Origin of the sequence: Rhodoblastus sp. (assembly GCF_041915505.1) — a bacterium.
Lineage (GTDB): Bacteria > Pseudomonadota > Alphaproteobacteria > Rhizobiales > Beijerinckiaceae > Rhodoblastus.
In genome coordinates this window covers 1-18182 of the sequence record NZ_JAYSBG010000032.1, presented here as the reverse complement: position 1 = coordinate 18182, position 18182 = coordinate 1, and the positions used below count along the sequence as shown (strand labels likewise).

The following is an 18182-nucleotide window of genomic DNA, read 5'->3' as shown; positions in this document are numbered from 1 at the left end:
TGCAGGCCTCGCTGCCGTCCGGACAGGCGATCCGGACGTGGAAATGATAATTATGCCCGTAATAGGGGCGCACCTTGTGCAGCCAGGACCGGTCGCCGGTCGCTTCGCGGCACAAAGCCTTCTTGATCGCGGCGTTGACGAAAATGCGCTCGACCGCGGGGTCGCGCGCGGCGGCCCGGATGATCGCCAATTGGCCGGACGTCCAAACCGAGCGGTCGATGTCGAGGCCGTCGGAACGCACCATATTGACGGCCGACATTTCCTCGCGCTCAGGGCGCGACAGGCGTCGGTCCGGCATGGGCGTGAGCCAGATGTCCGCGTCGAGGCCGATCTGATGCGAGGCGTGGCCGGTGATCATCGGGCCACCGCGCGGCTGCGACATGTCGCCGACCAGAATGCCCGGCCAGCCTGCTTCGCCCGGCGCGCGCGACGACAGCCGCTCCAGGAAGCGAACCAGGTTTGGATGACCCCAGAAACGGTCGCGCGAGATGCGCATCACCTGCCACGTCTCGCCATTGACCGGCAGGGCCTGCGCGCCCGCGAGGCAGCCGCGCGAATAGAAGCCGATCGATCGGGCGGCCAGATCGGCCGGATCCGTCGCCCGGCCGAATAATTCCTTGGCCGGCGTGGCTGGGTCATTGGGACGCGCCAGCGGCGGCAGGGGTTTCGGGTCAACCGATCCCTTCTCCTGGGCCCGGACGGAAGAATCCGCCATGAGCCCGAAAGACAACAAAGCGATGAAGCCGAAGATCTGGCGACCTGAAATTGCTCGCGACCGCATTTCGTCAACCTTTATTCCAGTTCGAACTTTACCGCGCCGTCATGAGTTGGAATGATGAAACAGCACGTTTTTTTGAGTTCGTTGGGAGCCTGTCATGCGTAAATTGGCTCAAGTCCTTTGCATGTTCGTTACATTCCTGATTCTTCCGGCGGCCGCCCAGGCGCGAGTCCAGATTTCGATCGACCTGTCCTCGCAGCGAATGGATGTTCAGGCCTCCAACGGCGAGAGCTATTCCTGGCCGATTTCCTCGGCCCGCGCCGGCTATGCGACCCCGCGCGGCACCTTTTCGGCGGTCAGCCTGCAATCGATGCACTATTCGAAAAAATATCATAATTCGCCGATGCCGCACTCGATTTTCTTCCATGGCGGCTTCGCGATCCACGGCACCTATGCCACCGCCTCTCTCGGCCGCCCCGCCTCGCATGGCTGCGTCCGCATCTCGCCGTCCCACGCGGCGAAACTGTTTTCGCTCGTTCGCGCCGAGGGCGCGAGGATTTCCATCAGCGGCTCGCCGCCGCCGAGCCGGCCCTTCGCCAGCGAAAGCCATCGCCGCCATCATCATTACGCGGCCGCGCATCACGGGGCGCCGTCGCCGGTGATGTCTTATGCGCCCACGCGCCATCGCGACGACCCCGCCCGCATTTTCGGACGCATCCTGTTAGACGAATAGATCAGGCGCTGAGCTCGTAATGCAGCTTGAGCAGGATGATCACGACATTCAGCGCGATGGTGATGGCGTTGAACAGGATGATCGACGCCGAGCCGAGCAATAGCCCATAGGTCAGCCATAATGAGCAGCCGATCACGAAGGTGATCTGGGTGATCAGGGAGATGGACTTTCCGTCCCGGCTGCGCAGGATCTTGATCGCCTGCGGCGCCCAGCACAGGGTCGTGAGAGTCCCCGCGGCGAAGCCGACGGCTTCCGTTTCAAACGTCACGCTCTGCTCTCCCCCGGACGCGTTTTTCGTTCTACATCCCGCCCAGGAAGCGCGCCATGACCCTTGCCGTATAATCGACCATCGGCACCACCCGCGCGTAATTGAGCCGGGTCGGCCCGATCACGCCGAGCACGCCGACGATGCGCCGCTGCGAATCCCGGAACGGCGCGGCGACCATGGACGAGCCCGAAAGCGAAAAGAGCTTGTTTTCCGAGCCGATGAAAATGCGCACGCCCTCGCCGTCCTCGGCCCGGGCGAGCAGGTCGATGACGTCCTTCTTGGTTTCGAGATCGTCGAACAGCAGGCGGATACGCTCGATATCCGCCATGGCCGTGACATCCTCCAGAAGGTTGGCCTGGCCCCGAACGATGAGATTTTGCGCCGCGCCCTCCGGCCCGGCCCAACTGGCGAGGCCGACGCTGACCAGCCGCGCCGTCAGCACGTCCAACTCCGCCTGGGCCGCCGCGCGCGACTGCTCGATTTCATCGCGCACCTGGACGAGGGTCCGGCCGCGAATGCGCGCATTGAGATAATTGCCGGCCTCAACCAGCGACGACGGCGGCAGATCGGCGGGGACGGGCAGAATCCGGTTTTCCACCGAACCATCCTCGGAGACCAGAATCGCCAGCGCCTTTTCCGCCTCCAGACGGACGAAATCGACCTGTTTGAGGCGATTGTTCTCCTTGGTGGTCAAAACGACGCCGGCGCCGCGCGTCATGCCGGAGAGCAGCAGTCCGGCCTCAGCCAAAGCCTCGTCCACCGTCTGTTTGCGCGACGCCGCCAGCATCTGCGTTTCGATGCTGCTGCGCTCCTGATCGGTCAGATCGCCGACCTGCAGCAGGGAATCGACGAAGAAGCGCAGGCCCAGTTCGGTCGGCAGGCGTCCGGCGCTGGTATGCGGCGAATAGACGAGGCCCAGCTCCTCGAGATCCTGCATCACATTGCGCACCGAAGCCGGCGACAGAGGCATGGACAGGATGCGCGACAGATGACGCGAACCGACCGGCTCGCCATGAGCCAGATAGGTCTCGACGATATTCTTGAAAATTTCGCGCGATCTCTCGTTGAGGCGCGTCAGGGCCCCGGCAGTGGAGACGGGAAATTCGGGATTCGCGACCATGGCGCAAATTTTACGCGTCGCACGCCGCCGCGCAAGCGCCTTCGGGCCATGCGCACAAAAACCAAAGCCCCGCCGACATCATCGGCGGGGCCAAATCTTGCAAAAGAACTGAATTCAGCCCTGGGCGCCCAGCGCCGCGACGCCGGCCGTCAGGCGCGAAACCTTGCGCGACGCCGTATTGCGGTGAACGATGCCCTTCTGGGCCGCCCGCATCAGGATCGGCTCGGCGACGGCGAGAGCGGCCTTGGCGGCGGCCTGATCGCCGGAGACGATCGCCTCCTCGACCTTGCGAACGAAAGTGCGCATCTTGCTGCGGCGCTGCCGGTTGACGGCGGTGCGGCGCGCGATTTGACGGACGGCCTTCTTGGCCGATTTGGTATTCGCCATAATGATCCCCGGACGAAAGCGCGGGCGTGAAGATCGCAGCCGCGCCGTCTGAAAACGATGACGGCGCCTCAAGCAGGCGCCGCGTGTATCGGCGCTTATAAGCGCGAAAGGGGCGTTCCGTCAACGCGGGATTTGCGCCCCCGGCCTCGGCGTCATCGATTCTTGAAATCCGGCGGGCGCTTCTCGATGAAAGCCGCCATGCCTTCCTTCTGGTCATGGGTCGCGAAGGCGGCGTGGAAATTGCGCCGCTCGAATTTGACGCCCTCGGTCAAGGTCGATTCATAGGCCGAATTGATGCAGTCCTTGATCTGCATGGCGATGGGCAGCGACATCGAGGCGATGACCGCCGCCGTCCGCAAGGCCTCGTTCACCAGATCCTCGGCCGGAACGATGCGCGAGACCAGGCCGGCGCGCTCGGCCTCCTGCGCGTCCATCATCCGGCCCGTCAGGCAAAGCTCCATGGCCTTGGACTTGCCGACAAACCGCGCCAGCCGCTGGGTGCCGCCCGCGCCGGGCAGAATGCCGAGCTTGACCTCGGGCTGGCCAAATCGGGCGTTTTCGGCGGCGAGGATGAAATCGCACATCATGGCCAGTTCGCAGCCGCCGCCGAGCGCGAAGCCGGCCACCGCCGCGATCGCCGGCTTGCGGAAGAAGGACAGCCGCTCCCAGTTGCGGATCGTGTCGCTGAGATAGGCGTCCATATAGGTCAGCGATTGCAATTCCTTGATGTCGGCGCCGGCGGCGAAGGCCTTGTCCGAGCCCGTCAGCACCAAAGCGCCGATCGAGGGATCCTTCTCGAAAGCGGCGAGCGCGACGTTCAGATCCTGGATGAGCCCGGAATTCAGGGCGTTCAGGGCCTTCGGGCGATTGAGCCGGATCAGGCCGACCGCGCCATGGGTTTCGACAATGATATTTTCGAACGTCATGAATCACCTTTCCGGCTCGGCGTCCGAAGGGATAGCGGAGCCGGGGCTGGTTGAGAAGATCCGGCTCAGAGGCCTTCGAACAGCGCCGTCGAAAGATAGCGCTCGGCGAAAGACGGAATGATGATGACGATGTTCTTGCCTTCGGAACTCGGCCGCGCCGCGACCTGAAGCGCCGCCGCGACCGCCGCGCCCGACGAAATGCCGACCGGAACGCCTTCGATCCGCGCGACCTGCCGCGCCATCTCCATCGCCGTGGCGCTGTCGATCGTGACCACCTCGTCGATCACATTACGATCGAGCACCGGCGGCACGAATCCGGCGCCAATGCCCTGAATCTTGTGCGGTCCCGGCGCGCCGCCCGAAAGAACCGGCGATTCCACCGGCTCGACGGCGATCATCTTGAGCGAAGGCTTGCGCGCTTTCAGCACTTCGCCGACGCCGGTGATCGTGCCGCCGGTGCCGACGCCGGAAATCACGATATCGACCGCGCCATTGGTGTCGTTCCAGATTTCCTCGGCGGTGGTGCGGCGATGGATATCGGGATTGGCGGGATTTTCGAACTGGGCCGGGGTGATCGCGCCCGGCGTCGCGGCGACAAGTTCGGCGGCCTTGGCGATGGCCCCCTTCATGCCCTGCGAGGCCGGCGTCAGCACCAGTTCAGCGCCGAGCAGCGCCAGCATCTTGCGGCGCTCGATCGACATGGATTCCGGCATGACCAGTTGCAGCTTGTAGCCGCGCGCGGCGGCGACGAAGGCCAAGGCGATGCCGGTATTGCCGGAGGTTGGCTCGACGAGTACTGTCTCGCCGGGCTTGATCTTGCCCTGGGCCTCGAGCGCGTCGATCATCGAAACGCCGATACGGTCCTTGACCGAGGCGATGGGATTGAAGAATTCCAGCTTGGCGAGCAGGTTGGCCTTGACGCCGCGCGAAGCGGCGATGCGGTCGAAACGCACGAGCGGGGTGTCGCCGATGGTTTGGGTGATGGAATCGTAAATCCGTCCGCGTCCCGGTTTTTTCGCAGCCGTCTCCGGGCCGTTCGCCTCAGTCATCGCATTGCTCCCTCAGGGCGTTTTGATTGTGCGGTCAAGGTAACAAACCGCGTGAAAGCTGTCGACGCGAGCCCTGCCCAAAGAAATCGCAGCCCATTTGCGGGGAAAATGGCGGTTTTGTCACAAGGTACGGCCGGTGGAGCCGAATCCGCCCTCGCCGCGCTCGGTTTCCGAAAGCGCGTCGGCCGCGACGAAGCGCGCCTGGACGACCGGCGCGACGACCAGTTGCGCGATCCGGTCGCCGCGCGCGATCTCGAACGGCTTGTCGCCGTGATTGATCAGGATGACCGCAACCTCGCCGCGATAATCGCTGTCGATCGTGCCCGGCGCGTTCAGGACAGTCACGCCATATTTCGCGGCGAGGCCTGAACGCGGGCGCACCTGGGCCTCGTAGCCTTGCGGAATTTCGAGAACGAGCCCGGTCGGCGCAAGGCCATGTTCGCGGGGCCGCAGGATGAGCGGCGCATGGGCCGGCACGGCGGCGAGGAGATCGAGTCCGGCCGCGCCCGCGCTCTGGTAGGCGGGCAGCGGCAAACCTTCGCCATGGGGCAGGCGTTTGACCTTGATTTCCACGTCAGCGCCTTTCGCGATCAGACAACATTCGGGCGACATGATCGACCAGCAGCGCGGCGGCGGCGTCCTTGTCGAGGCGCGGCCAGACGGTTTCGCCCTGTTCCGTCACCAGCACCATGGCGTTCCGGTCGCCGCCCATCACGCCGGTCGCCGCGCTCACATCATTGGCCACGATCAGGTCGCAGCCCTTGCGCGCCAGCTTTTGCCGGGCATGATCGATGAGCTTTTCCGTCTCCGCCGCGAAACCGACGACGAGCGGGGGGCGACCGTTCTCGAGCCGGGACACCGTGGCGAGAATGTCCGGGTTTTCGACCAGTTTCAGCGCCGGCGTCCCCGCCGCGCCTTTCTTGATCTTCTCGCCATGCTCGTCCGCCACGCGCCAATCCGCCACGGCCGCCGCCGCGATAAAAATATCGCAGGGCAAAGCGGCGTCGACCGCCGCCGCCATCTCCCGCGCCGTTTCGACATTGACGACGCGCACATCCTTCGGCGCGGCAAGCGCCACCGGCCCGGAAATGAGGGTCACCTGCGCGCCCGCCGCGCGCGCGGCGCGGGCGATGGCGTAACCCTGCTTGCCGGACGAGCGATTGGCGATATAGCGCACGGGATCGATCGGCTCATGGGTCGGCCCGGCGGTGATGATGACTTTCTTGCCCGCCAGCGCGCCCTCGGGCGCTGAGTCCCGGCCGAGCCGCGCGCGGATCGCCGCGAAAATTTCCTCGGGCTCGGCCAACCGTCCGAACCCGGTCTCGCCGCAGGCCATCGAACCCTCGTTCGGACCGACAAAGGTCATGCCGTCGGCGCGCAAACGCGCGCAATTGCGGCGCGTCGCCGGATGTTCCCACATCCGCCAGTTCATTGCCGGAGCGGCCAGAATCGGTTTGTTCGAGGCGAGCAACAGGGTCGAGGCGAGATCATTGGCCAGCCCCTGCGCGGCTTTGGCCAGCAGGTCGGCGGTCGCGGGGGCGATAACGACGAGATCCGCCGAACGGCTCAACTGGATATGGCCCATTTCCGTTTCGTCGGTCAGCGAGAACAGGTCGTCATAGACCTTTTCGCCACTCAGGCTGGCCAGCGACAAAGGCGTGACGAATTGGGCGCCGGCCTTGGTGAGGACCGTTCGCACCGCGATTCCGGCCCCTGTCAGCAGGCGGATCAGTTCAAGACTCTTATAGGCGGCTATGCCGCCGCCGACGATCAGCAGAACGGACGGATTATCGGTGGGCGTCGTCATGGCGGCGGTCCTCAACGCCAGAGCAAGATGATGATGATCAGGCAGGCGAAGGCGAAACCATAGCGCCAGAGCTTGTGGCTCGCCGCATTGGCCCTGCCGATCGCCTTGACGGTCTGCGGGGCCAGAGCCAGACCGCCCTCGGCCATGGTTTCGAATTTTTCCACGATCCGGCCGGCGCGCATCAGCATGTCGGGCGTCTGCGCCGCCACATGGGCGAGCGCGGCGAGGCTCTGCCCGGCGTCGGCGATCTTGGCGCGCGGGCCGAGATTGTCCTCGATCCAGCTCCGCACCACCGGCTCGGCGGTCGACCACATGTCGAGACGCGGATCGAGCGAACGCGCGACGCCCTCCACCACCACCATGGTCTTTTGCAGCATCACCAGCTCGATGCGCGTGCGCATGTCGAACAAGGCCGTGATCTCGAACAGCAGGGTCAGAAGCTTGGCCATCGAGATTTCATCGGCCCGCCGCGAATGGATCGGCTCGCCGACCGCGCGGATGGCCTGGGCGAAATCGGCGACGCGATAATGCCCCGGCACATAGCCCGCCTCGAAATGCACCTCGGCCACCCGCCGATAGTCGCGGGTGATGAAGCCATAGAGAATTTCCGCCAGGAACCGACGCTCCTTGAGGCCCAGCCGGCCCATGATCCCGAAATCCACCGCCGCCAGCCGTCCCTCCGGAGTCAGGAACAGATTGCCGGGATGCATGTCGGCGTGGAAAAAGCCGTCGCGCACGGCATGGCGCAAGAAGGACTGGATCAAGGTGCGGCCAAGGCGCGGGAGGTCGGCCCCCGAGCGGCGCAGGGCGTCGAGATCGGAAAGCGGTATGCCCTCGATCCATTCCAGCGTCATCACTTCGCGGCCGCAGCGGTCCCAATCGACCCTGGGCACGAGAAAATCGTCATCGCCATGCGTGTTTTCGGCAAATTCCGACGCCGCCGCCGCCTCGAGGCGGAAATCCATCTCGATCTTGACCGAGCGCGCCAGCGTATCGACCACGCCGACCGGATTGAGCCTTTGCGCCTCGATGGAAAAGCGCTGGACTTGCCGCGCGGCGAAGAACATGTCGCCGAGGTCGCGGCGGAAGCGGCGCTCGATGCCCGGACGCAGCACCTTGACAGCAACCTGCTTCTCGACGCCGTCCTCGATCACCTTGCCGCGATGCACCTGCGCGACCGAAGCGGCGGCGACCGGCTCGCTCAACTCGGAAAAGACGTCGCCGATCGGCCGCCCGAAAGCCTTTTCGACCACATTGACCGCGACCTCGCGCGGAAAGGGCGCCATGCGGTCCTGAAGCGCCTCCAATTCGCGCGCCACGGCGACGCCGACGACATCGGGCCGCGTGGCCAGCGACTGGCCCAGCTTCACATAGGAAGGGCCAAGCTGTGCGATGGCCGGGGCGAGCCGCTCCACGCCGCCGCCGCTGCGGGCGACGAGCCCCGCCAGCCATAAAGCCGGCCGCGCCTCCAGCGGCAGGGTCGCCGCGTCGACGCCGGAAAACACGCCTTCGCGCGCCAGGATGAAGCCGGCGCGCGCGAGGCGAAGGACATGGCCGATCGTGGCGAACACCGGAGGCTCGTTTCGTTACAATTTCCAGCCGGAATGAATGGCGACGACGCCGCCGGTCAGCCGCGTGAAGCCGGCGCGCTGGAAGCCGGCCCTTTCGATCATGGCCGCGAAATCCTCGGCCGCCGGAAACTGGCGGATCGATTCGACCAGATAGCGATAGGGCTCCGCTTCGCCCGTGACCAGCCGGCCGATCGTCGGAATCACGGAAAAGGAATAGGATTCGTAAATACGCGCCAGCGCCGGCGCCTCGACCTGCGAAAATTCGAGGCACAGGAAATGGCCGCCGCGCTTCAGGACGCGATAGGCCTCGGCCAGCGCCTTGTCGATGCGCGGCACATTGCGGATGCCGAAGGCGATCGTATAGGCGTCGAATTGCGCGTCCGGGAAAGGCAAATCCTCGGCATTGGCCTCGACGAATTTCAACTGGCGGGCGAGGCCGTTCTTCTCGGCGCGTTCGCGCCCGACGCTCAGCATGTCCGGATTGATGTCGAGCACGGTCACTTCGGTCTTGGGACCGCCGGCCCGCGCCACGCGGAAGGCGATGTCGCCGGTTCCGCCCGCGACGTCGAGATGTTTGAAGGCCGAGCGCTTCGAGGGCCGCACCTTGGCGACGAAAATATCCTTCCAGACCCGATGCAGACCGCCCGACATCAGATCGTTCATCACGTCATAGCGATGCGCGACCTTGTGAAAGACATCGTCGACCATACGCTGTTTGTCGTCGAGGCGGACATCGGCATAGCCGAAATGGGTCCGCGCCTCGTCAGCCTGGCTCGAGGTCGCGTCCGACCGGCCCCCATCCTGCATGTTTCCACTCCCAGCACCGCGCCGACCATAGCGCGGCAGCGTCAGCATGGCTATCTAACGCGTCAGGCGCGCGAATTGAAGGGGAAGTCATGCCGGAATTGCCGGAGGTCGAAACGGTGCGGCGGGGGCTCGCGCCAACGCTGGTCGGCGCGCGGATCGAACGGATCGAGCTGCGCCGTCCGGATCTGCGCTTTCCCTTTCCGAAGGATTTCGCCACGCGCCTCGCAGGCCGCCGCATCGTCGGGCTCGAACGGCGCGCGAAATATCTGATCGCGCCGCTGGACGACGGCGCGGCGCTGATCGCCCATCTCGGCATGAGCGGGTCTTTTCGCGTCGAAGAGGGGGGCGACCCGCCGGGCGCGTTCGTCCATGCGCGCTCGAAAGATCCAACGCACGACCATGTCGTGCTTCACCTCGACGGCGCGCGCGTCATCTATAATGATCCACGGCGTTTCGGATTCATGACCCTGGCCGAGCAGGCGACGCTCGCCGCTCATCCCTTTTTCGCCGGCCTCGGGGTCGAGCCTTTATCGAACGGTTTCAATGCGGAGGCGCTGGCGCGGCTGTTCGCCGGGCGGAAAACCACGCTCAAGGCGGCTTTGCTCGATCAAAGGCTGATCGCCGGCCTCGGCAATATTTATGTCTGCGAGGCGCTGCATCGCGCCGGCCTGGCCCCGGACCGCGCCGCCGGCGATCTGGCGCGGGCGGATGGCGCGCCGCGTCCGGGCGCCGAAAAGCTCGCGCGCGCGATCCGCGCCGTTCTGGAGGAGGCGATCGCGGCCGGGGGCTCGTCCCTGCGCGATCATCGCCAGGCGGATGGCTCGCTTGGCTATTTCCAGCACAATTTTCGTGTTTACAATCGGGTTGGCGAATCATGTTCGACGCCGCGATGCGGCGGGATCATCGAACGCAAGCCGCAAAACGGCCGCTCGACCTTCTTTTGTCCGAAATGCCAAAAGTGAACGACGGGAGCGCGCATTTGGCCAGAAAGGCGATCGGTTTCGACGCCCTGTTCAAGGTTTTCCGCCGCAGCGATCCGGGCGACGTCGCGGCGATCGACGTCGCGCATCACGATCGCGTTTTCAAGGTCGCGCTCAAGCGCAACAGCGCCGCGCGGCGCTTCACCTTGCGCGTCAGGGGAGCGACGGGCGACGCCGTGCTCACCATGCCGCTGCGCGCCTCGCTCGGCCAGGCGCGGGATTTCGCGCAGGCCCATGCCGGATGGCTCGCCAATCGGCTGGCCCGTCTGCCGCAGCGCGCCCGTTTCCTGCCCGGCGCGACCATTCCCTTGCGCGGAATCGACCATGTCTTGCGCCATTGCCCCCGGCCCGCGCCGCGCGCTTTGCCGGGGGCAATGGCGCGGCGCGGGCCGGTCTGGATCGAGGAGGTCGATGGGCGGCCGTCGATTTGCGCCTCCGGCGAGCCCGCTCATTTCGAGCGCCGCGTCACGGCTTTCCTGCGCGAGGAGGCGCGCCGCGATCTCGAGCGCGCGGTGAGCCTGCACGCCGCCAAAGCGGGGCGCCGACCAATCAGCCTGACCTTGCGCGACACCTCCAGCCGGTGGGGCTCCTGTTCCGCGCGAGGCGCGCTCAATTTCTCATGGCGCCTGATTCTGGCGCCGCCCTTCGTGCTGGATTATCTTGCCGCGCATGAAACCGCGCATCTGCGCCATCACGACCATTCCGAGCAATTCTGGGCCCTGACCAAAAGCCTCTGCCCGCAAACGGACAAAGCCGAGGCCTGGCTGAAGGCGAATGGAACGCAATTGCACCGCTATGGCCGCCAGGCCGGCGCTGCAGGCGTCGAGGCTTAACGCCGGACGAAGGTGAAATAAGCCGGCCGCCGGCCTTCGCGAAAAGCTTTCGCTTCATAGCGCGTGCCGGGCCACTCCGCCCAGGGACGGAGCCAATCCTCGACGCCGCCCGCCGGCCAGTCGAAATCGGGCGAGCGCAGAATCCGGGCGAGCGTCCATCCGGCATAATCATCGATATCAGTGGCGAAGCGCAATTCCGCGCCGGGCCGCATCGCGCGCGCGAGCCGGGCCAGCATGTCGTCCGAGACGAAGCGGCGCTCCTTGTGCCGCCGTTTCGGCCAGGGATCGGGATAAAGCAGATAAACGCCCGACAGGCTGCGCGCCGGCAGCGCGTCGATCAGCTCGCCGGCGTCGCCGGGATGGACCCGGACATTGGCGAGGCCGCGCGTTTCGATCTCGACCAGCAATTTGGCGACGCCATTGACGAAGGGCTCGCAGCCGAAAAAGCCCCGTTCCGGATGGGCGTGGGCGTCGGCGGCGAGATGTTCGCCGCCGCCGAAGCCGATTTCGAGACGCAGATCGTCCGGGCGTTGTGGAAACAGTTTTGCAGGATCGTCGATCGGCGCGGACAGATCGAGCGCGACCTGCGGCAGCAGCGTCTCGACCAGGCCAGCCTGATAGGGGCGCAGGGTCTTGCCCTTGCGCCTTCCATAAAGACCCGCATCGCGACGCGTGCGATGCGGCTCCTTCGTTTCAACCGCAGTCATTCCGGTCCGATATCAGGCGAAATGGGCCTTGAGCTTGTCGACCAGATCGGTCTTTTCCCAGGTGAAGCCGCCTTCGGCGTCCGGGGCGCGGCCGAAATGGCCATAGGCCGAGGTCCGGGCGTAGATCGGGCGGTTGAGCTGGAGATGTTCGCGAATGCCGCGCGGCGACAGGCGAACGATCTTGAACAGCACGTCTTCCAGGGCCGCCTCGTCAACCTTGGCGGTGCCGTGGGCGTCGACATAGATCGACAGCGGGTCGGTCACGCCGATCGCGTAGGAAAGCTGGATCGTCACGCGATCCGCGAGCCCCGCCGCCACGACATTCTTGGCGAGATAGCGCGCCGCATAAGCGGCCGAGCGGTCGACCTTGGTCGGGTCTTTGCCCGAGAAGGCGCCGCCGCCGTGGGGCGCCGCGCCGCCGTAAGTGTCGACAATGATCTTGCGTCCGGTCAGGCCGGTGTCGCCGTCCGGGCCGCCGATCACGAATTTGCCGGTCGGATTGACGTGCCAGACCGTCTCGTCGGAAATCCACCCCTTCGGCAGCGCCTCGACAATATAGGGCTCGACGATCGCGCGGACGTCCTCGGAGCTCAGGTCTTCATCGACATGCTGGGTCGAGAGCACGATCTGGGTGACGCCGACCGGCTTGCCGCCGATATATTTGACCGTCACCTGGCTCTTGGCGTCCGGGCCGAGCTTGATCGCGGCGCCGTCGCCGGTCTTCCGCGCCTTGGACAAGGAGGCGAGAATCTTGTGGGCGTAATAGAGCGGCGCCGGCATCAGATCGGCGGTTTCATTCGAGGCGTAGCCGAACATGATGCCCTGGTCGCCGGCGCCCTCGTCCTTGTTGCCCGACGAATCGACGCCCTGGGCGATATCCGCCGACTGGGCGTGGAGCAGGATCTCGATCTCAGCGTTTTCCCAGTGGAAACCGGTCTGCTCGTAGCCGATATCCTTGATCGCCTCGCGCGCGACGGTCTCGATCTGCGCGTGCGAAAGCGACGGGCCGCGCACTTCGCCGGCGATGACCACGCGATTAGTCGTCACCAATGTTTCGGCGGCGACGCGAATCTGAAACGGATCCAATCCGGCCTTCGCGCCTTCGCGATAGAACAGATCGACGATTTCATCGGAAATCCGGTCCGCCACCTTGTCGGGATGTCCTTCGGACACGGATTCGCTAGTGAACAGAAAATCGCTGCGAGCCACGAACTCTCTCCAAAATCGAGGCCTCGGCCGCGCGGAGGGCGGTCCGGGTCCGGAACATTCATTCGATCGGACGGTTCGCCGAGGCCCCGCGTCCGAGCGGCTTGAAAGCGCCGCGCCGACGCGAAAGGAGGCGCCCGATTGGACGGCGCGTCGCCTTTCGCACACCGGTTTCGATGCGCCATGATCGAAGGTTTAAAGGGATATCGTTCGTTTCGTCAAGCTGTTTACAGCAATTTGTTCGATATAACGAACGAACCGACGGTCATTCCGCCTCATTTCCGTCGGCCAGCGCGGTGACGAGATCGACGATCTTCTTGCGCACCTTGGGATCGGAAATGCGCGCGAAAGCCCGGTTGAGGCTCAGCCCTTCGGCGGTCATCACGAAGTCGTTCACCCGACCCTCTTCGACGCCGGCTTCCGCGAATCCGCCCTGAGGGGCGCCGTCCGAGGAGGGCGCGCCCTTGAAGAAATAGGCCAGCGGCGTGTTCAAAGCCTCGGAAATCTGCTGCAGGCGGCTGGCGCTGATCCGATTCGCGCCCTTCTCATATTTCTGGATTTGCTGGAAGGTCAGGCCGAGCGCCTCGCCGAGCTTTTCCTGGCTCATGCCGATCAGCATGCGCCGCATGCGGACCCGCGCGCCGACATGTCTGTCGATGGGATTGGGAACTTTTGTCACGAAGATCGAGCCTGTGGGAATACAACCCTAGTTTGCGTCAGGGGCTGACCTAAAGTCAAATCCGGCGCGGCCGGAGGAAGGCTCCGATCAGCGCCAGAATCCATAGAACAATCGGGCCGGTATAGGGGAAACGCGAAAAAAGAGTCGGCGGCAACGCCTTGGGCAGGCCTCCGTCGAGGACCGCCTCCACGCCAAGCGGCGCGATGGCGACCGCGCGCCCATAGGGATCGAGGATCGCGGAGACGCCGGTATTGGCGGCGCGAATCAAGGGCAGTCCCTGTTCGATCGTCCGCAGGCGCGCCTGGGCGAAATGCTGGTAGGGCCCCGAGGTCAGGCCGAACCAGCCGTCATTGGTGACATTGAGCAGCGCGCCGGGACGCAGGGGCTGCGCATTGATCCGGTTCGCGATTTCATTCGGGAAAATCGATTCGTAACAGACCATGGGCACGACTGGCGGCAGGCCCGGCGCGGTCAGGAACCGCGACGATTCGCCCGAGTCGAACCCGCCGGGAATGGCTACGAATTGCGAGATTCCGAGACGCCGGAGCACGCGGGCGAGGGGCAGATATTCGCCGAACGGGACCAGATGCTTCTTGTCATAGCTCTCCTTGATCTCGCCGCCGGAAATGACCTGGATCGCGTTGAAATAGTGCCCGCTGTTCTCGCCGTCGGCGCGCGCTGCCCCCGTGAACAGGACCGCGTTCTGAAGCCGCGACGCCAGCAGGGACAAAGCCGCGCCGTCGCGGCCGAGAATGAAGGGAAAGGAGGATTCCGGCCAGAACAGATGGGTGACGTCGGCGACGCCGCTGGTCTGCGGCGAGGTCGCGCGGTCGGAGAGGCTGAGATAATGCTCCAGCAATTGGTCGCGGCGGTCGATGCGGAAATCCTCCAGCGGCACATTGGGCTGGACGATACGCAGACGAACGCCCTTGACCTCGGCCGAGGGCGCCGACAAGCGGATGAAGCCGAACAGGCCGAGGCCGGCCAGAAGCGCCAGCGCGCCATAAAACACGCGGCGCCGGCCCGGCTGGGCCAGCAGCGCGGGCGCCGAGAAAATCAGGACCGACAGGATAGTCAGGCCGTAAAGCCCCCATAACGACGCTGTTTGCGCGAGGACGAGATTATCGCCGAGCGCCATGCCGAAATCGTTCCACGGAAAGCCGGTCAGGACCGAGCCGCGCAGCGCCTCGGCGGCGCTCAACCCGGCCGCCAGCGCGAACAGCCGCGCCGGGCCGGCGGACCACAACAGGCGCGCGAAGGCGAAGCCGAGCGCGGTGAAAACGGCCAGGACGGCGGGAAGGCCGAACACGCCGAGGGGCAGGGCCCAGGCGAAGCGGTCCGCTTCCGCGAGAAAGGCGGCGCCGAGCCACCACAGTCCGGCGACGAAATAGCCGAAACCGAGCCACCAGCCGGCGCCCGCCGCGCGCCGCAAACCGGCCAGCAGCGACTCGCCGCCCGAACCGTCGAGCAGCCAGACGGAAAGGGTCATGGGTATGAAAAAGGCCGGGAAAAACCCGACCGGAGCCAAAGCCAGAGCGCCTGTCGCGCCCCCGAGGAAGGCGATCAGCCGCCGCGTCCAGCCCTCGGCAAGAATGACGCGCTGGGCAAGTGCAAACATTGGCCTTTTCCGGGGTGAAGGACGATCGGGCGGGGACGGACGGCGCGCGCCCGGAAGGAATCCGATTCACGGGGGATTCTAATCGCGCGCGCGCGCGAATGCGAACCCCTAGCCGCCGTCGAGGGGGCGCTTTCCCCAGGAAAGCGCCCCGCCCGAAAACGCCAAGCGCGCTATCATTCAGGCTCCGGCGCGCCCTCGCCGCCCGATTGTTCGTCGGTCAGCCGCAGTTTCAGCCGCTTCACCCGCCGCGGATCGGCGTCGAGAATGTCGAATTCAAACCGGCGATCGGGACTGGCCACAACCTCGCCGCGAATCGGCACGCGGCCGGAAAAGGCCGCGGCGAGCCCGCCGAGCGTGTCGACCTCCTCTTTTTCGCCATGCGCCGACAGATCGAGGCCGGTGATATCCGACGCCTGGTCGAGGCTCACGCGCGCGTCGGCGACGAATACGCCCGGCGCGGTCCGCTCGATCTTCGGGCTTTCGTCGAGATCATGTTCGTCCTCGATATCGCCGACGATCATTTCGACAATGTCCTCGATCGTGACGAGGCCGTCCGTTCCGCCATATTCGTCGATCACCAGAGCCATATGGGTGCGGGTCGCCTGCATTTTGACGAGCAGGTCCAGCGCGGGCATCGAGGGCGGCGCAAACAGCACCGGCCGCAAAATGCCCGCGGCTTCCAGCGACAGGCGAAGATCGACCGACATGATTTCCGCCTGGCGCAAATCGCCGGCGATGGCTGCGTGCTGCGCCGGCCCCGCGCCATTCAGCCCGGCCGGCCGCTCCGACAGGCTCTTTTCGGCCGTCGCCGCGATGAAATCGACGAAATCCCGTATGTGCACCATGCCGCGCGGATCGTCGAGCGTTTCGCCGATCACGGGAAAGCGCGAATGGCCGGCGGTGCGGAAGGTCGAAAGAACAGCGGCGAGCGAAGCCTCGATCGGCACGGATATGATGTCGGCGCGCGGCACCATCACATCGCTCACCCGGATTTCATGCAGACCCAGCACATTCTTGAGCATGGTCCGCTCTTGCGGGCTGAAATCATCCGCAAGCGAGGCGTCGTCGAGCGCGTCCTCGATATCGTCGCGGATCGACGCGCCGCTCAGACCGAACAAGGCCCGCAACCGCTCCAGGACGGAGCCGCCCTGCCTGCCCGAACTTCGCTCGACGGCCGGACTTTCCTCTTCATCCCGCTCAGGCGCGGCCATTGACGTCGGTCTCTCTCTCTTTGTCGTCGTGATAGGGATTTTCGACGCCCAGGGCATGAAGGGCGCGAATTTCGCTCGCCTCCATCTCTTCCGCCTCGACAGCGTCTTCGTGATCGTAGCCGAGAAGATGGAGAAATCCGTGGACGATCATATGACGGCAATGGCCTTCCAAGGTCTTGCCCTGCTCCTGCGCCTCGCGGTCAATGGTCTCGAAGGCAAGCGCGATATCGCCAAGGAAATGCGCCTCCTCCAGCGGCTCCGGCCCCGGAAAGGACAGGACATTGGTCGGTTTGTCCTTGGCGCGGAATTGCCGGTTCAATTCGCGGATGCGCGCGTCGTCGCAAAACAGCAGGCTGACTTCCGCGCCTTCGCGAACGACATCGCCGGTCTCGTCGAGCGCCGCCCGCAGACAATCGGCGACCAGCGCCTCCAGATTCGGCACGCGGCCCCAATCGGGGCAATCGACCGCGATTTCAATCGCCAGGCTCGGAACGGTCATGGCGACCAATCCTTGTCGGCGGGCGATCGGGGCGCGACCTTCTCCCGCTCGCGCCGCCCCGCCGCCTCATAGGCGCCGACGATCCGGCGCACCAGGTCGTGCCGCACGACGTCCTCGTCGGTGAAGGTCACATGACCGACGCCCTCGAGCCGCGCCAGAAGGCCGATCGCCTCGCTCAGGCCGGACTTCTGTCCGGGCGGCAAGTCGGTCTGGCTCGGATCGCCCGTCACGATCATCCGCGAGCCTTCGCCGAGGCGGGTGAGAAACATTTTCATCTGCATCGAGGTGGCGTTCTGCGCCTCGTCCAGCAGGACGCAAGCATTGGTGAGCGTGCGCCCGCGCATGAAGGCGAGCGGCGCGACCTCGATCATCCCCGTCTGCATGCCGCGTTCGACCATGCGCGGGTCCATGAAATCCTGCAGGGCGTCATAGATCGGGCGCAGATAGGGATCGACCTTCTCGCGCATGTCGCCCGGCAGAAAGCCGAGTCGCTCGCCCGCCTCCACCGCCGGCCGCGACAGGATCAGCCGTTCGACCACGCCTTGTTCGAGCAGCGACACCGCATGACCGACCGCGAGCCAGGTCTTGCCGGTGCCGGCGGGGCCGGCGGCGAAGACCAGTTCGAACCGCCGCAATTCGCGGATATAAAGATCCTGCGCCGCTGTCCGCGCCCTGACAGAGCCCTTTTTGCGCGTGGCGATCTGCTCGAAGGTCGAGCGCGGGCTCTGCGTCTCCTTGGGGAACAGATTGCCCTGCAGCGCGCATTCCTGGATCGCGCCATCGACATCGCCCATGGTCGCCGGCTGGCCCGCCCGCGCCCGATCCCACAGAATCTGCAGCACCCTGCGCGCGTGGCCCGCCGCCTCGGCCGGCCCCTTGATCGCGACATGATTGCCATTGGCGTTGAGCGCGACATTCAGCCGGCGCTCGATCCGCGCCAGATTCTGATCATATTGCCCAAAGACCAGCGAGGCTGTCTTGTTGTCATCGAGCGTCAGCGACAACTCGACCGATCCGTCATCCGCCTTCTGCTCGGGCTTCCCGAACGCGCCGTCGGCCAATG

General features: G+C 65.3%; 20 protein-coding genes. 3 read left to right on the top strand and 17 right to left on the bottom strand.

Annotated features, from left to right (window positions below):
• A partial coding sequence (mepA, locus tag ACE3S9_RS04100) for a penicillin-insensitive murein endopeptidase (protein WP_374545158.1) occupies positions 1-781 on the bottom strand: 781 nt, incomplete at its 3' end.
• A 94-nt stretch (positions 782-875) separates the two neighbouring features.
• Between mepA and ACE3S9_RS04095 the strand changes: the two genes are divergently transcribed.
• Complete coding sequence (locus ACE3S9_RS04095; protein ID WP_374545157.1) at positions 876-1451, top strand: L,D-transpeptidase; 576 nt, start codon at positions 876-878, stop codon at positions 1449-1451.
• Position 1452: 1 nt separating this feature from the next.
• Here ACE3S9_RS04095 and ACE3S9_RS04090 read toward each other — a convergent pair whose 3' ends face one another.
• The 9 genes from ACE3S9_RS04090 to ubiE all read right to left on the bottom strand — a co-directional run bounded on the left by ACE3S9_RS04090 (position 1453) and on the right by ubiE (position 9386).
• Positions 1453-1719 (bottom strand): SemiSWEET family sugar transporter, encoded by a 267-nt coding sequence (locus ACE3S9_RS04090; protein ID WP_374545156.1) that lies wholly within the window; start codon positions 1717-1719, stop codon positions 1453-1455.
• Positions 1720-1750: 31 nt separating this feature from the next.
• Positions 1751-2839, bottom strand: coding sequence for a heat-inducible transcriptional repressor HrcA (gene hrcA / locus ACE3S9_RS04085; RefSeq protein ID WP_374545155.1), 1089 nt, complete (start codon positions 2837-2839; stop codon positions 1751-1753).
• 114 nt (positions 2840-2953) lie between these two features.
• Positions 2954-3226, bottom strand: a complete 273-nt coding sequence (rpsT, locus tag ACE3S9_RS04080; protein ID WP_374545154.1) for a 30S ribosomal protein S20 — start codon at positions 3224-3226, stop codon at positions 2954-2956.
• A 152-nt stretch (positions 3227-3378) separates the two neighbouring features.
• Positions 3379-4152 carry an enoyl-CoA hydratase gene (locus tag ACE3S9_RS04075; RefSeq protein WP_374545153.1) on the bottom strand — a complete coding sequence of 258 codons (774 nt, stop codon included), beginning with the start codon at positions 4150-4152 and terminating at the stop codon, positions 3379-3381.
• A gap of 65 nt (positions 4153-4217) precedes the next feature.
• Positions 4218-5201 (bottom strand): cysteine synthase A, encoded by a 984-nt coding sequence (gene cysK / locus ACE3S9_RS04070; protein ID WP_374545152.1) that lies wholly within the window; start codon positions 5199-5201, stop codon positions 4218-4220.
• A gap of 120 nt (positions 5202-5321) precedes the next feature.
• The gene (gene dut / locus ACE3S9_RS04065) at positions 5322-5774 is read right to left on the bottom strand and encodes a dUTP diphosphatase (protein ID WP_374545151.1); all 453 of its coding nucleotides are present in this window, start codon (positions 5772-5774) and stop codon (positions 5322-5324) included.
• Between the two features lies 1 nt (position 5775).
• Complete coding sequence (coaBC, locus tag ACE3S9_RS04060; RefSeq protein ID WP_374545150.1) at positions 5776-7008, bottom strand: bifunctional phosphopantothenoylcysteine decarboxylase/phosphopantothenate--cysteine ligase CoaBC; 1233 nt, start codon at positions 7006-7008, stop codon at positions 5776-5778.
• Between the two features lie 11 nt (positions 7009-7019).
• Positions 7020-8579, bottom strand: a complete 1560-nt coding sequence (gene ubiB, locus ACE3S9_RS04055) for a 2-polyprenylphenol 6-hydroxylase (RefSeq protein ID WP_374545149.1) — start codon at positions 8577-8579, stop codon at positions 7020-7022.
• Positions 8580-8594: 15 nt separating this feature from the next.
• Entirely contained in the window at positions 8595-9386 is a 792-nt protein-coding gene (gene ubiE, locus ACE3S9_RS04050; protein WP_374545148.1) for a bifunctional demethylmenaquinone methyltransferase/2-methoxy-6-polyprenyl-1,4-benzoquinol methylase UbiE, read from the bottom strand.
• A gap of 89 nt (positions 9387-9475) precedes the next feature.
• On the opposite strand from ubiE, the gene mutM reads away from it, so the two are divergent.
• Positions 9476-10348: a bifunctional DNA-formamidopyrimidine glycosylase/DNA-(apurinic or apyrimidinic site) lyase gene (gene mutM / locus ACE3S9_RS04045; RefSeq protein ID WP_374545147.1), complete on the top strand. Its 873-nt coding sequence runs from the start codon at positions 9476-9478 to the stop codon at positions 10346-10348.
• 17 nt (positions 10349-10365) lie between these two features.
• The gene (locus ACE3S9_RS04040; protein WP_374545146.1) at positions 10366-11199 is read left to right on the top strand and encodes a M48 family metallopeptidase; all 834 of its coding nucleotides are present in this window, start codon (positions 10366-10368) and stop codon (positions 11197-11199) included.
• On the opposite strand, the gene ACE3S9_RS04035 is transcribed toward ACE3S9_RS04040, so the two are convergent.
• From ACE3S9_RS04035 to ACE3S9_RS04005, 7 genes are all read right to left on the bottom strand, one after another.
• Positions 11196-11906 carry a tRNA (guanosine(46)-N(7))-methyltransferase TrmB gene (locus ACE3S9_RS04035; RefSeq protein WP_374545145.1) on the bottom strand — a complete coding sequence of 237 codons (711 nt, stop codon included), beginning with the start codon at positions 11904-11906 and terminating at the stop codon, positions 11196-11198. The two genes, ACE3S9_RS04040 and ACE3S9_RS04035, sit on opposite strands and share 4 nt — an antisense overlap.
• A 12-nt stretch (positions 11907-11918) precedes the next feature.
• On the bottom strand, positions 11919-13115 hold the full coding sequence (gene metK, locus ACE3S9_RS04030) for a methionine adenosyltransferase (protein WP_374545144.1): 1197 nt from the start codon (positions 13113-13115) through the stop codon (positions 11919-11921).
• A 262-nt stretch (positions 13116-13377) separates the two neighbouring features.
• Positions 13378-13791: a helix-turn-helix domain-containing protein gene (locus ACE3S9_RS04025; RefSeq protein ID WP_374545143.1), complete on the bottom strand. Its 414-nt coding sequence runs from the start codon at positions 13789-13791 to the stop codon at positions 13378-13380.
• A 55-nt stretch (positions 13792-13846) separates the two neighbouring features.
• Complete coding sequence (gene lnt, locus ACE3S9_RS04020) at positions 13847-15409, bottom strand: apolipoprotein N-acyltransferase (RefSeq protein WP_374545142.1); 1563 nt, start codon at positions 15407-15409, stop codon at positions 13847-13849.
• A 173-nt stretch (positions 15410-15582) separates the two neighbouring features.
• Positions 15583-16620: a hemolysin family protein gene (locus ACE3S9_RS04015; RefSeq protein WP_374545141.1), complete on the bottom strand. Its 1038-nt coding sequence runs from the start codon at positions 16618-16620 to the stop codon at positions 15583-15585.
• The gene (gene ybeY, locus ACE3S9_RS04010) at positions 16607-17119 is read right to left on the bottom strand and encodes an rRNA maturation RNase YbeY (protein WP_374545140.1); all 513 of its coding nucleotides are present in this window, start codon (positions 17117-17119) and stop codon (positions 16607-16609) included. The genes ACE3S9_RS04015 and ybeY overlap by 14 nt, the downstream gene beginning before the upstream one ends.
• The gene (locus tag ACE3S9_RS04005; RefSeq protein WP_374545159.1) at positions 17116-18123 is read right to left on the bottom strand and encodes a PhoH family protein; all 1008 of its coding nucleotides are present in this window, start codon (positions 18121-18123) and stop codon (positions 17116-17118) included. The genes ybeY and ACE3S9_RS04005 overlap by 4 nt, the downstream gene beginning before the upstream one ends.
• Between the last annotated feature and the right edge of the window lie 59 nt (positions 18124-18182).